Below are 12,187 nucleotides of genomic sequence, written 5' to 3'. Positions count from 1 at the left end.
TCGTGGGGCCTGCCTACGCGCCGTGCCCCGGGCTGAGATCCTTGACGTCGGCGAAGAACACCGGCCGGCGTTGGGCGCCTGAGCTTCCGCCGGCGACGGGGGCCAGCAGATGGCCGATGTGGTCGCCCATATCGAACCTTCCGATGATCTCGCCGACGAACCATGCCAGCGCGGAATCGAGGATGCGCGTACCTTCCGGTCCGACATGCCAGTCGCATTGCCGGAATTTGTCGACGGCATCGCCGGTCTCGCCGCCGAACAGTTCGGCCACCTTCAACTCGCCGCGCGGCAGCAGGTGCACCGCGAGGTGCGTCGCCGTCCGGGCGACCGACGTCGTGTGATTCTGCGTGGACAGCCCGACGAGAAATGTCGGGGGGTCGATGCTGGCTTGCGTAGCGAAGCCGACGAGGCATCCGCCGGTCTGACCGTCGGCCTGCACCGTGACCACGAACATCGGGTAGTCGAGTAGGTCGACGAAGTCTTCAAATGCGCTGTCTGCTGTCATCACCGGTCCTGGCCTCGGGTTTTGGGATACCGGAGTTGGGGTAGCCACAGCTCAATTCTTGCAAACCGTCAACGGGCCCCGTCGATGGTCGCTACCGGAGATGGGAGTCTTCTGTGAAGGCAGTTACCTGGCATGGCCGACGAGATGTCCGCGTCGACACAGTGCCCGATCCCCGGATCGAGACACCTACCGACGCCATCATCGAGGTCACCTCGACGAACATCTGCGGATCAGATCTGCACCTCTACGAGGTGCTCGGCGCGTTCATGCACGAGGGCGACATTCTCGGGCACGAACCCATGGGCATCGTTCGTGAGGTCGGCAGCGACGTCGACGGGCTATCTGTCGGTGACCGGATCGTCGTACCGTTCCAGATCTCCTGCGGGCATTGCTACATGTGCGACCAGCAGCTGTACACGCAATGCGAGACCACGCAGGTTCGCGACCACGGTAAAGGCGCGGCACTGTTCGGCTATTCGGAGCTGTACGGCCAGGTGCCGGGTGGCCAAGCCGAATACCTCAGGGTGCCGCAGGCGCAGTTCACCCACATCAAAGTCCCTGAGGGACCGCCGGATTCGCGTTTCGTCTACCTGTCGGACGTCTTGCCCACGGCGTGGCAAGCCGTCGCCTACGCCGATATCCCGGAAGGCGGCAGCGTCACGGTGCTCGGTTTGGGGCCGATCGGTGACATGTGCGCGCGCATCGCCCAACACCTGGGGTATCGGGTGATCGCCGTCGACCGAGTTCCGGAACGGCTGGCTCGGGCCACGCTGCGCGGCATCCACACCGTCGACCTCGACGCGCTTGACGGCAGCGTCGGCGACACCATCCGCGCGTTGACCGACGGCCGCGGCACCGACTCGGTGATCGACGCGGTGGGTATGGAAGCCCACGGATCGCCGGTGGCACAAGCGCTTCAGCGCATGACCGGGACCCTTCCCGACATGGTGGCCAAACCCATGATGCAGAACTTCGGGGTGGATCGACTTCATGCGCTCTACTCGGCCATCGACATCGTCCGCCGCGGCGGCACCATCTCCTTGATCGGCGTGTACGGCGGGATGGCGGATCCCCTGCCGATGCTGACGCTGTTCGACAAGCAGATTCAGTTGCGCATGGGCCAGGCCAACGTCAAGAAATGGGTCGACGACATCCTGCCGCTGCTCGGCGACGACGACCCGCTGGGTGTCGACACGTTCGCCAGTCATGTTCTGCCCCTTGATGATGCACCACATGCTTACGACATCTTCCAGAGGAAACAGGACGGTGCCGTGAAGGTGATGCTCAAGCCGTGAGTGGAAGGACCGATGACGCTACCCAGAATGCAGCCCGGCCAAGGCGATATCGCCGAGGCGCGAGACATCGTGGGCGCCGTGGCGTCGGCGTTCTCACACCAGGTCGTGGGCCAGCAGCACCTGCGTGAAACGATGCTCGTCGCGTTGCTCGGCGGTGGTCACCTGCTGCTCGAGAGCGTTCCCGGTCTGGCCAAGACGACGGCGGCGCGGGTGCTGGCCGGATCGGTCGGCGGCAGCTTCCGCCGCATCCAGTGCACGCCGGATCTGTTGCCGAGCGACATCATCGGCACGCAGATCTTCGAGGCCGACACCAACTCGTTCACCACGCAGCTGGGCCCGGTGCACGCCAACATCGTGTTGCTCGACGAGGTCAACCGCTCGAGCGCCAAGACCCAGAGCGCGATGCTCGAGGCGATGGAGGAACGCCAGACCACGATCGCCGGGGTCGAATACCCGCTACCCGAGCCGTTTCTCGTCATGGCCACCCAGAATCCCGTCGACCAGGAAGGGACCTATCCCCTGTCCGAGGCGCAGACCGACCGGTTCATGCTCAAAGAGCTCGTGCACTACCCGTCGATCACCGACGAGATCGAGATGATCGACCGCATGGACGCCGGACGATACGACCGCGACCGTCATCCGGCCCCGGTGGTATCCCTCGACGACGTCCGCCGGGTGCAGGAGATCGTTCGCTCGGTCCACCTCGATCGCGCACTCGTCGCGTACGCCAGCCGGCTGGTCGCCGTCACGCGTGAACCTGCCCAGCACCTACCGTCCAACCTCGCCCGACTCATCGAATACGGCGCCAGCCCCCGCGCGACCATTGCCTTCTGCCGGTCCGCCCGCGCGCTCGCCGTCATCCACGACCGCGGACACGTTGTACCCGAAGATATTTCGATGCTCGCCCACCGGGTGCTGCGCCATCGGCTGATTCTCGGTTTCGAGGCCGCGAGCGCGCGGATCACGCCCGATGCGGTGGTCGACGCGGTACTTCAGACGGTCCCGGTGCCGTGAGGCCGACATGGGGAAACACCTCGACGCCGCGAAAATTCACATCGGCCGCGACCCGGGCAGCCTGCTGGAAGGCGGCCGTTACGCGCTGATCCACACCCGGAGCCTCGAGTTCGACGAACTGCGCCCCTACGTCCCGGGCGACGACGTCCGCGACATCGATTGGAAGGCGAGTTCCCGGTCCGGCCACACCCTGATCAAGCAGTTCGTGTCCGAGAAACACCACAAGATCGTGGTGGTCGCCGACGCCGGCCGCAATGTGTCGGCGCTGGCGCCGTCGGGAGAACTCAAGAAGGACATCATCGCGCATGTCATCGGCGCGATCGGGCTCATGACGTTGCGTCGATCCGACGAGATCGGCCTGGTCACGGGTGACCGCCGGGGCTGCATCGACACCCGGCTGCGCCGCGGCGAGACCCATATCGAGCGCATGCTGCACCACTACCTGCAGCTGGCCGGCGAGGCACCGGCGCGCAGCGATCTGCTCGTCCAGCTGCGTTGGCTCGCAACGCATTATCGGCACCGGCTGCTGGTGTTCGTGGTGTCCGACGAGCCTGACATCAGTGACGCCTTACGCGACGTGCTGCGATCGCTGACAGCCCGGCATGACGTGCTGTGGGCGTTGGTGACCGACATGCCGCCGGTGGGACCCGAAAGCGGCCGGAGCTACGACGCCGCCGATGGACAGTTCCTGCTGCCGCCGGCGGCACTGGACCGCGCCGTCTCGGAGGCCTACCAGCGCTCGGAAGACGCACGGCGCCAGCATCTTTCAGAGTTCTTGACGGTGTCCGGCGTACCACATGCGCGTATCGGCGGGAGCGCCGGCATCAAACCTGCGTTGACGGCGATGACGGGGGTCTACGCACGTGCCAGATGAGGATCTGCTGCGGTACGTAATCGGCCCCACGCCCTATTCCGCGTGGTGGCCGTGGCTCGCGGCCGCGCTGATCCTGTGCGTGATCGCTTGGTATGCCTGGCTGTTCATGACGACGTCGCCAGCTCGGCGGATCGGCGAGGTGCGGTTGATCCGCGTCGTGCGGGACGAGATGATCAAGTTGCGCGCGGTCCGGGACATTCGCGGCATCGCCCGCCGCCATCGATCCGGGGACCTCTCGGCGCCGGCCGCCGCGGCGGCGCTGAGCCGCGAACTGCGCCGGTTCCTGCGTTCGGCGACTGGGCTCCGGGTTCAGTACATGCATGTCGGCGCCATCGCGGCCGGTCCCGCGGGCGCCGCCGCACCATTGCTGTCCGAACTCGTTGACGTGCAGTTCAATCCGCGCTCGGCCGTCGATGTCGGCGATGCCTGCGTGACTGCCGAAGGGCTGGTCATGCGATGGAGCTGACCTGGCGGGTTGCGGCGATCGCCGGATGCGTCGCGCTGGCGGCGTGTGTGGCGTTCGCCGTGCTGTGGCCGCACCGCCACCGCCCCGGCGACTTGCGGCCGCTGGCCAACACCAACCGCCTGACGCGGCTGCCCGAGTATCGCCGGGCGCGACGCCGGAACGCGATCTCGGTATGGTCCGCCGTCGCGCTGCTCGTGGTGGGCTTCGGCGCCGCCGTCGTGGCCACGGCACGACCGACCGGGCTGCCCACACTGAACCACCGGTCCGAAGCCGCTGCGCCGCAGGACATCATGATCTGCGCCGGAGCCCCGGCGACCGATGCCCCCGTGACCGCGACGCTGCAGTTCTTCGCCGATTCCGCCCGCGGATTCAGCACCGAGCGGATCGGGCTCACGTCTGCCAATCGCCGTGTCGTCCCGTTGACCCGGGACTACCAGTACGCTGCCGCGGAGTTCACCGCGTACTCCCGTCAGATCAAGCGGAGCGACGCCAGACCGTTTGTGGCGCCGGTGCGTTACACCGGCTACACCCCGAACACCGACGACCTGCTGGCGCTGTGCATGGCCGGGTTCCCGCCGGCGGCCGGCTCATCGACAACGCGCCGGTCACTCATCTATGTCGGGCCTGAAGCATCGAACGGCGATGCCGGCCGGCTCTTCACCGCCGCCGCACTTCGAAACTTGGCTGCCGCCAATAAAATTCAGGTCAACGCGATCATCGTCGGCGATGGTGGGGGCACGGTTTCGGGGCTCGTGCTCGACACCGGCGGCATGTCACACTCTGCCACCGATATCGGTGCGTCGTTGCGCGACATCACCCGACATCCGCCGCCGGCGGATCGGACGAACGTCGCCGCCAAACCGGTCGAGACGCCGGACGTCGCGCTCCTGGTGGCCCTCCTCGCAGTGTGCGCCGCCGCCTGGTGGCGACGCCGGAGCACCGAACACGCGCGATGGCGCACGTGGCGCTGGGCCGGATTCGGTGTGACCGCGCTGCTGCTGATCGCGGCCGCCATCCGCCCCACCATCGGCGCGACAGCGCCGCCGCCCCAGACCGCGGGCGCCCGCGAGCCGAACATCTTCCTGGTCATCGACCGCTCGTCGAACATGACCGCACCAGGGCCCGACGGCCGTTCCCGCGCGGCCGAGGCGAGCGCCGACATCGCGCAACTGATCGATCGCTACCCGACGGCGCGGTTCGCCGTCGTCGGATTCGCTTCCGGCCCCGCAGTGGAATGGCCGCTGTCGGCCGATGGGTGGAGTCTGAAGCCCGTCGTCACGACGCCCGTCACGTATCGCACCACGGAGCTGACGCCGCCCGACGCCGGAGCGGCGAGTACGGTGCTGCGCTACCAGCTGCTCAGCGCAGTCCAGCAATACCCGGACGCCAAGAACCTCGTCTACTACCTCGGCGCCGGAACGCCGGAATCTGCCACTCCGCAGCGGGAATTCGATCTACCAGAAGGCGTGGTCGCCGGCGGCGCGGTGCTCGGTTACGGCGACGACGCGGCCCCCACACTGCCCGCCGTTGCCCAGCAGATCGGCGTGCCGTATGTACAGCGCACGGAAGCGGGACTGCCGGCCGAGGCACTCACCGACGTCGGCCGCCCCGCCGAACAGCCCACCGGCCGGGCTGACAGCGGAACGGAACTCTATTGGGTGCTCTCCGGGCTCGCCGCCGTGCTCCTGCTCGTCGAGCTGTTTCTCACGTTGCGGGAAGCCGCCCGCACCCGGCTGGATCGGGTGCGGCTGTGAAAACCGACCGACAGAGGCTGCGTCGCCGACTACTCCTGGTCTCGGCACCCGTCGTCGCGGTCGTGCTGATCCTCGCCGCGAAGCTGGCCTCCGTCGCAGTGGTCGGCGATTCGGTGGTCACCGATTACGCACACCGCGATACCGCTGCGCTGTCCGACGACATCGCAATCCTGCACCGGTTCAACGTGATCGAACCAGCCCGGACGTCATACGCCGGCGGGAGCCTCGCGGTGCTGCAGCACCGGCTCGACGACGCCGACCGCGAGTTCGGCGACGCCCTGGCTCGCACCGCGGCCGACCGGTCGTGCCCGGTCCGGGTCAACCTCGAGCTGATCCGGGAAACCCTCGGCGATCAGGCCGCCGCGGCGGGCGACCATGACACCGCCGTCCGGCTCTACACCGCAGCCAGAGACGTCGTCACGCACGCGCCCGCCAACTGTTTCGCCGGCAATACCGACGCGGACCCCGAGCGCCGCCGGATCCGTGCCGAGGCCCTGCCCCGCCTGGACGCCAAGCTCGCGACGACGGACCGGCCGCCGACCGCGCCACCACCGCCGCGTCCAGAGGCACCACCACCGCCGCCGCCACCCGCATCCGGGGACGCCTCGTCGACGCTCCCGCCGCCCCTGCCACCACCCGATGCCGGAGACCCGCTGCGGGGGCTGCAACAAATACTGCGCGACGCGGCGCAGTGACGGCGGCAGGTGTGCCCGCGGTGTGGTCCGGGTATGCACCATCGGTGAGTGACACCGCCCTGTTGATCATCGACATGATCAACGACTACCGGCACGAAGACGGTGAGGACCTTGCGACGAACGTCGCCGAGATGCTCGATCCGTTGCACCGGCTTCTCACTGCGGCGCGGTCACACGGCGGTGTGGACGTCGTGTACGTCAACGACAACCATGAGGACTTCAGCGTCGGCGGCGAAGGCATTGTCGAAGTCGCGCTGTCCGGGCGTCATCCTGAACTCGTCAGGCCTCTGGTCCCGACGGACGGCAGCACCTTCCTGATCAAAGTTCGGCACAGCGTCTTCTATGCCACCGCGCTCGACTACCTGCTGCGGCAGCGTGGGGTCGGCACGCTGATCCTGACGGGACAGGTCACCGAGCAGTGCATTCTCTACAGCGCCCTCGACGGGCACCTGCGGCACTACGACGTCATCGTCCCGCCCGACGCGGTCGCGCACATCGACCCGCAACTCGGCGAAGCGGCCCTGAAGATGATGCAGCGCAACATGGGAGCCCAGATCGTCGAATCCACGCGGTGCCTGGATCTGAACAGCCGGCCGCGGGACTAATTTACACTCCTGTCAGTAGCGCAGGAGGGGGCGTCGATGAAGGTGCGGGTAATCGCCGGCGTGGTGGTCGTCATCGCGTTGTACATCACGACGATTGCGCTGTATGCGAGCACCGGACTGGGACACCCCAGCCAGCTCAGCGAAGCGACGCCGACAACAGACGGCACCACCGTCACCATCGACCTGAACGAAGTCCATTCGGTCAAGGGCGACATGGTCGCCAACGTCACAGTGGTGCCCGGACCGGCGCTACTGGATCCCCAAACTCATGGCCTGCTCGAAGACCTCAGTGTCGCAGTGCAATCCGCGGTCACGCCCACCCGGCGTACATGGACCAAAGGGATGGTGCCCGACGTGTTCCCGGTCGCGCTGATCCTGTCCGGCGACCCTGGCGGTTACCCATTCGATCGCTACCGATCAGGCCCGATCACCGTCGAATTGTTCCGTGGCGCGTCGCATGTACCGATCCGCGTGACGCCCGCGTTCTTCGATCGTGTGCCGGGCTGGATGTTCCATACTCCGGCCGACCGGAATGGCGCCATACCGGGCGTCCATCGCGTCGACGCGCAACGCTCGCCGAGCACAGCCGCGTTCGCCGCGGTGCTCGTCGGCGCACTCATCACCATTGCCACGTTGGGTGCGGTCGTGGCCGTTCAGACCGCACGCAATCGCCGCAGGTTCCAGCCGCCGATGACGACATGGTTTGCCGCAATGCTTTTCGCTGTGGTGCCACTGCGCAACGCATTGCCCGACGCGCCACCCATCGGAACATGGATCGACGTGTCGGTCGTGCTGTGGGTGATCGTGATATTGGTGGCGTCGATGAGTCTCTACATCACGTGCTGGTGGCGGCATCTCAAGCCCGAATAGGGTGTTCCGGGCTCGACACCGGGTACCAGCCCACTGTGAACACGACACCACCTGCGCCGCCACCGACAACTCCCATGGACACCGTGGCCGAACTCGCCGCCCGCCTGCGGGTGGATTCGATTCGGTCCAGTACCAGCGCGGGATCCGGTCATCCCACGTCGAGCATGTCGGCCGCGGATCTCGTCGCCGTCCTCGTCGCCCGCCATCTGCGCTACGACTGGCGCGATCCGGCCGCCGTCACCAACGACCACCTGATCTTCTCGAAGGGGCACGCGTCGCCGCTGCTGTATTCGGCGTACGCGGCCGTCGGTGCGATCACCGACGACGAGCTGATCGACGGCTACCGCCGGTTCGGGCAGCGCCTGCAAGGTCATCCCACCCCGGTGTTGCCGTGGGTGGACGTCGCGACCGGCTCACTCGGCCAGGGGCTGCCGGACGGCATCGGACTCGCGCTGGCCGGGAAATACCTCGATGGCCTGCCCTACCGGGTCTGGGTGCTGTGCGGCGACAGCGAGATGGCCGAAGGCTCCATGTGGGAAGCGCTCGACAAGGCGTCCTATTACAAGCTGGACAACCTGGTCGCCCTCATCGATGTGAACAGGCTGGGACAGCGCGGCCCGACGGACCTCGGCTGGAACGTCGCGGCCTACGAGCGGCGGTGTCAGGCTTTCGGTGCCCGCACGCTCGTCATCGACGGCCACGACCTCGCCGCGATCGATGACGCGCTGGCAAGCGTGGCCGCGCCGGAAGCGGTGGACCGGCCGACGGTGATCATCGCGAAAACCGTCAAAGGCAAAGGATTCTCGGAGGTAGAGGACAGCCCGGACTGGCATGGCAAACCCTTCCCTGAGGACATGGCCGAACGGGCCATCGCCGAACTCGGCGGCCGGCGCCGGCTGATCGTGCGCAGCCTCGAGCCGCCGGCTCCCGCGCCGACAGAGGAGTGGGACGCCGTCGAGGCCGTGGACCTCCCCACTTACGAACTCGGTGCGGACGTCGCCACCCGGAAGGCTTACGGCGCTGCGCTGGTATCCGTCGGCAGTCACAACCGTCACGTGGTCGCACTCGACGGCGAGGTCGGAAATTCCACCCACGCAGGCGAATTCGCGCAGAAGTTCCCCGACCGCTACTTCGAGATGTTCATCGCCGAACAGCAGATGGTGGCCGCGGCCACCGGCCTGGGCGTCCGCGGCTACATCCCGTTCGCGTCCACGTTCGCGGCGTTCCTGACGCGCGCCTACGACTTCATTCGCATGGGCGCGATCTCGGGCGCGAACGTGAAACTCGTTGGTTCCCATGCCGGTGTCGAAATCGGCGCAGACGGTCCCTCGCAGATGGCACTCGAGGACATCGCGATGATGCGCGCCGTCCACGATGCCGTCGTGCTCTACCCGAGTGATGCCACCAGCACCGTCGCATTGGTGCACGCGATGGCCGAGACACCGGGAATCTGTTACCTGCGCACCACGCGTGGCGCCTATCCGGTGCTGTACGACGCCACCGAGGAGTTTCCGGTGGGCGGTGCCAAGCTCTTGCGCGCATCCGAGGCCGACGACGTCACCCTGATCGGCGCCGGCGTGACGGTGCACGAATGCCTCAGCGCGGCAAAACAACTCGCCGGCGAAGGCATCACCGCGCGGGTCATCGACTGCTACTCGGTCAAGCCGATGGACGCGGCGACCGTCGCCGCAGCCGTCGGCGCCACCGGCGGCCGCGTCGTCGTCGCCGAGGATCACCACCCCGAGGGTGGTCTCGGGTCGGCGGTGCTCGACGCCCTCGTCGCTCACGAGCTGGCCGATATCCGCCTCGCGCATCTGGCGGTCCGCGGGATGCCCGGGTCGGGAACGACACGCGAGCTGCTCGCCTGGGCCGGCATCGACGCAGACCACATCCGGGAGGCCGCGACGATGCTGATCGCCAAGAGCGTGGTCGGCAGCCACTGAAGTCCGGGCTTGCAACAATGGGACATATGGGCGAGCAGAGCTTGTGGATGCAGAAGGTCGAAGCCGATCCGGGCCACTCACAGTGGTACATCGAACGGTTCCGGACCCTGGCTCGGGATGGTGAGGACATCGTCGGCGAAGCCCGCCTGATCGACGCGATGGCCGCCCGCGGCGCGCGGATCCTCGACGCCGGCTGCGGCCCCGGCCGGGTCGGCGGATACCTCGCAGCGGCCGGGCACGACGTCGTCGGGGTGGATGTCGATCCCGCTCTGATCGCCGCCGCCGAAGCGGACCACCCCGGACCACGCTGGCTGGTGGGCGACCTCGCCGAACTCGACCTGCCGGCCCGCGGGATCCCAGAACCGTTCGACCTGATCGTGTCGGCCGGCAACGTGATGACGTTCGTCGCCCCGAGCACCAGGGTGCAGGTGCTCTCCCGGCTCCGCGCCCACCTCGCCGACGACGGCCGCGTGGTCATCGGCTTCGGCGCGGGCCGCGACTACGAGTTCAACCAGTTCTTCCAGGACGCCAGCCAAGCCGGCCTCACGCCGGATCTACTGCTGTCCACCTGGGATCTGCGGGTCTTCACCGACAAATCCGACTTCCTGGTCGCGGTCCTCATCCCGATCCCGCCCCGGTAGCGTGGCACCGGTGAACTTCTCCCGCGTGTCTTCCACCGTTGCACTGACCGCCTGCGCCGCCTCACTCGCCGTCGCCCTCACCGCGTGTGGCTCCGACGAAAAGGCACCGGCGGCGACCACCACCCAGGCGCCGCTGGTGACCACGACCCCGAGCGCGGCGACCGCGCTCGACAACTCCTCGACCGCGGCCGCCCGCACCTGCCCGACGGCAGAAGGACAGGGCGGCGCACCCGAGTGGACGCTGGGCGGCGCGACCGGCAGCGTGGCCGTGACGGGATCCACCGACACTGCGGCCCCGGTCGTCACCGTCAAGGGCCCGTTCAGCGTGAACCAGACCCAGGTACAGACGCTGAAGGCCGGCACCGGCCCCGTCGTCCCCGAAACCGCGACGGTCTCGGTCTGCTACGCGGGCTTCAACGGCCGTGACGGATCAAAGTTCGACAGCGCCTACGACCGTGGCGCGCCGGCCACCTTCTCGCTCATGCGCGTGGTGCCCGGCTTCCAGAAGGCCATCGCCGGGCAGAAGGTCGGCTCCACCGTCGCGGTCGCGATGACGTCGGCCGACGGCTACCCCGACGGCCAGCCGAGTGCGGGCATCGAGAAGGGTGACTCGCTGGTCTTCGCGATCAAGATCCTCGACGTGTCGAACTGATCATCGGGCTGCGGCTTCGCGGCGAACCTGTTATCAAGAACTTGGTTCATCGTTACCGCGAAACACCGTCGAGCAAAGGCGGCCCCGACCTGAACTGACGCCACAATGGAGGCGTTGGAGTGCCGCGCTGGGGAGGACAGCGCAGCATGTCAGTAGGTCGCCGCTGCCGCGACGGGAGGATATATGCGCAGCTCAGTCGGCACCGTCACCGTCGTCATGGTCGCTGCCCTGGCCGCAGGATGTGGTAGCACCGCGGGCACGGCAGTGCCGGTGACCACGCCGCCGCTCGTGGCCCGGCCCCTGGTCGAACGTGAACTGGACGGTCTGCTGCTCAGCCCCGAGCAGGTCAACGCGACCATGGGATCGGCGGCCATGACGGTGCTCAGCGCCCAGGCCACCATGTCGGACAACAGCGCCACGATGGCGCCGCCCGAGTGCCTCGTCATCGACGGCGCCGCAGAAGCCGCGGTGTATGCGGGCAGTGGCTTCTGGGCCGAGCGCGAACAGAGCATGAACGACGGGGACAAGTTCACCCACTACCTGAAGCAGGCTGTGGTCCTGTTCCCGACGCAGGACAAGGCGCAGGAGTTCTTCAACACGTCGGCGCAGCTGTGGCCGGCGTGCAAGCAGTACACGCACACGCAGAGTCAGTCGCAGTGGTCCGTCGGGCACATCACCAACGCGCACGACACGCTCAGCGTGGTCTCGACAGAGCAAGACGCGGCCGCACCCGGTTGGGCGTGCGGCCGCGCCTTGGCACACAAGAACAACGTCATCATCGACATCAACACGTGCAGTCCCGATCCGGCGGACACGGCGGTCCAGATTGCCAATCAGATCGGCACCAACGTCGCAGCACGATGGTGACGACGA

At 67.4% G+C, this 12,187-nt stretch carries 13 protein-coding genes; 12 read left to right on the top strand and 1 reads right to left on the bottom strand.

Features of this window, described 5'->3' with window-relative positions; translation table 11 throughout:
- Positions 1 to 13 precede the first annotated feature (13 nt).
- Positions 14 to 505 (bottom strand): flavin reductase family protein, encoded by a 492-nt coding sequence (locus G6N46_RS03255; protein WP_133427477.1) that lies wholly within the window; start codon positions 503 to 505, stop codon positions 14 to 16.
- A 113-nt stretch (positions 506 to 618) separates the two neighbouring features.
- On the opposite strand from G6N46_RS03255, the gene G6N46_RS03250 reads away from it, so the two are divergent.
- The 12 genes from G6N46_RS03250 to G6N46_RS03195 all read left to right on the top strand — a co-directional run bounded on the left by G6N46_RS03250 (position 619) and on the right by G6N46_RS03195 (position 12,181).
- Positions 619 to 1,800, top strand: coding sequence for a zinc-dependent alcohol dehydrogenase (locus tag G6N46_RS03250; RefSeq protein WP_138249363.1), 1,182 nt, complete (start codon positions 619 to 621; stop codon positions 1,798 to 1,800).
- 12 nt (positions 1,801 to 1,812) lie between these two features.
- Entirely contained in the window at positions 1,813 to 2,814 is a 1,002-nt protein-coding gene (locus G6N46_RS03245; protein WP_061003540.1) for an AAA family ATPase, read from the top strand.
- A 7-nt stretch (positions 2,815 to 2,821) separates the two neighbouring features.
- Entirely contained in the window at positions 2,822 to 3,688 is an 867-nt protein-coding gene (locus tag G6N46_RS03240) for a DUF58 domain-containing protein (protein WP_138249364.1), read from the top strand.
- Complete coding sequence (locus G6N46_RS03235; RefSeq protein WP_138249365.1) at positions 3,678 to 4,154, top strand: hypothetical protein; 477 nt, start codon at positions 3,678 to 3,680, stop codon at positions 4,152 to 4,154. The genes G6N46_RS03240 and G6N46_RS03235 overlap by 11 nt, the downstream gene beginning before the upstream one ends.
- Positions 4,145 to 5,908 carry a vWA domain-containing protein gene (locus G6N46_RS28340; protein WP_174814011.1) on the top strand — a complete coding sequence of 588 codons (1,764 nt, stop codon included), beginning with the start codon at positions 4,145 to 4,147 and terminating at the stop codon, positions 5,906 to 5,908. Before G6N46_RS03235 ends, G6N46_RS28340 begins: the two co-directional genes overlap by 10 nt.
- Positions 5,905 to 6,603: a hypothetical protein gene (locus G6N46_RS03225; RefSeq protein WP_138249366.1), complete on the top strand. Its 699-nt coding sequence runs from the start codon at positions 5,905 to 5,907 to the stop codon at positions 6,601 to 6,603. Before G6N46_RS28340 ends, G6N46_RS03225 begins: the two co-directional genes overlap by 4 nt.
- A gap of 44 nt (positions 6,604 to 6,647) precedes the next feature.
- Positions 6,648 to 7,208, top strand: a complete 561-nt coding sequence (locus G6N46_RS03220) for a cysteine hydrolase family protein (protein ID WP_138249367.1) — start codon at positions 6,648 to 6,650, stop codon at positions 7,206 to 7,208.
- Between the two features lie 36 nt (positions 7,209 to 7,244).
- Entirely contained in the window at positions 7,245 to 8,078 is an 834-nt protein-coding gene (locus tag G6N46_RS03215; protein ID WP_133427472.1) for a DUF4436 domain-containing protein, read from the top strand.
- A gap of 35 nt (positions 8,079 to 8,113) precedes the next feature.
- Positions 8,114 to 10,021, top strand: coding sequence for a transketolase (locus G6N46_RS03210; RefSeq protein ID WP_235688621.1), 1,908 nt, complete (start codon positions 8,114 to 8,116; stop codon positions 10,019 to 10,021).
- A 26-nt stretch (positions 10,022 to 10,047) separates the two neighbouring features.
- Positions 10,048 to 10,662, top strand: coding sequence for a class I SAM-dependent methyltransferase (locus tag G6N46_RS03205; RefSeq protein WP_061003665.1), 615 nt, complete (start codon positions 10,048 to 10,050; stop codon positions 10,660 to 10,662).
- A gap of 10 nt (positions 10,663 to 10,672) precedes the next feature.
- Positions 10,673 to 11,314: an FKBP-type peptidyl-prolyl cis-trans isomerase gene (locus tag G6N46_RS03200; RefSeq protein ID WP_138249369.1), complete on the top strand. Its 642-nt coding sequence runs from the start codon at positions 10,673 to 10,675 to the stop codon at positions 11,312 to 11,314.
- Positions 11,315 to 11,497: 183 nt separating this feature from the next.
- The gene (locus G6N46_RS03195) at positions 11,498 to 12,181 is read left to right on the top strand and encodes a sensor domain-containing protein (RefSeq protein WP_138249370.1); all 684 of its coding nucleotides are present in this window, start codon (positions 11,498 to 11,500) and stop codon (positions 12,179 to 12,181) included.
- Positions 12,182 to 12,187 lie beyond the last annotated feature (6 nt).

It is taken from the genome of Mycolicibacterium phocaicum (assembly GCF_010731115.1).
GTDB classification, from domain to species: Bacteria; Actinomycetota; Actinomycetes; order Mycobacteriales; family Mycobacteriaceae; genus Mycobacterium; species Mycobacterium phocaicum.
This window is presented reverse-complemented; position numbering and strand designations above follow the sequence as displayed.

Bases quoted from the DNA above. Each gene is read 5' to 3' on its own strand.
- G6N46_RS03205 (WP_061003665.1), top strand. From the start codon at position 10,048: ATGGGCGAGCAGAGCTTGTGGATGCAGAAGGTCGAAGCCGATCCGGGC.
- G6N46_RS03240 (WP_138249364.1), top strand. From the start codon at position 2,822: ATGGGGAAACACCTCGACGCCGCGAAAATTCACATCGGCCGCGACCCG.
- G6N46_RS03195 (WP_138249370.1), top strand. From the start codon at position 11,498: ATGCGCAGCTCAGTCGGCACCGTCACCGTCGTCATGGTCGCTGCCCTG.
- G6N46_RS28340 (WP_174814011.1), top strand. From the start codon at position 4,145: ATGGAGCTGACCTGGCGGGTTGCGGCGATCGCCGGATGCGTCGCGCTG.
- G6N46_RS03215 (WP_133427472.1), top strand. From the start codon at position 7,245: ATGAAGGTGCGGGTAATCGCCGGCGTGGTGGTCGTCATCGCGTTGTAC.
- G6N46_RS03255 (WP_133427477.1), bottom strand. From the start codon at position 505: ATGACAGCAGACAGCGCATTTGAAGACTTCGTCGACCTACTCGACTAC.
- G6N46_RS03245 (WP_061003540.1), top strand. From the start codon at position 1,813: ATGACGCTACCCAGAATGCAGCCCGGCCAAGGCGATATCGCCGAGGCG.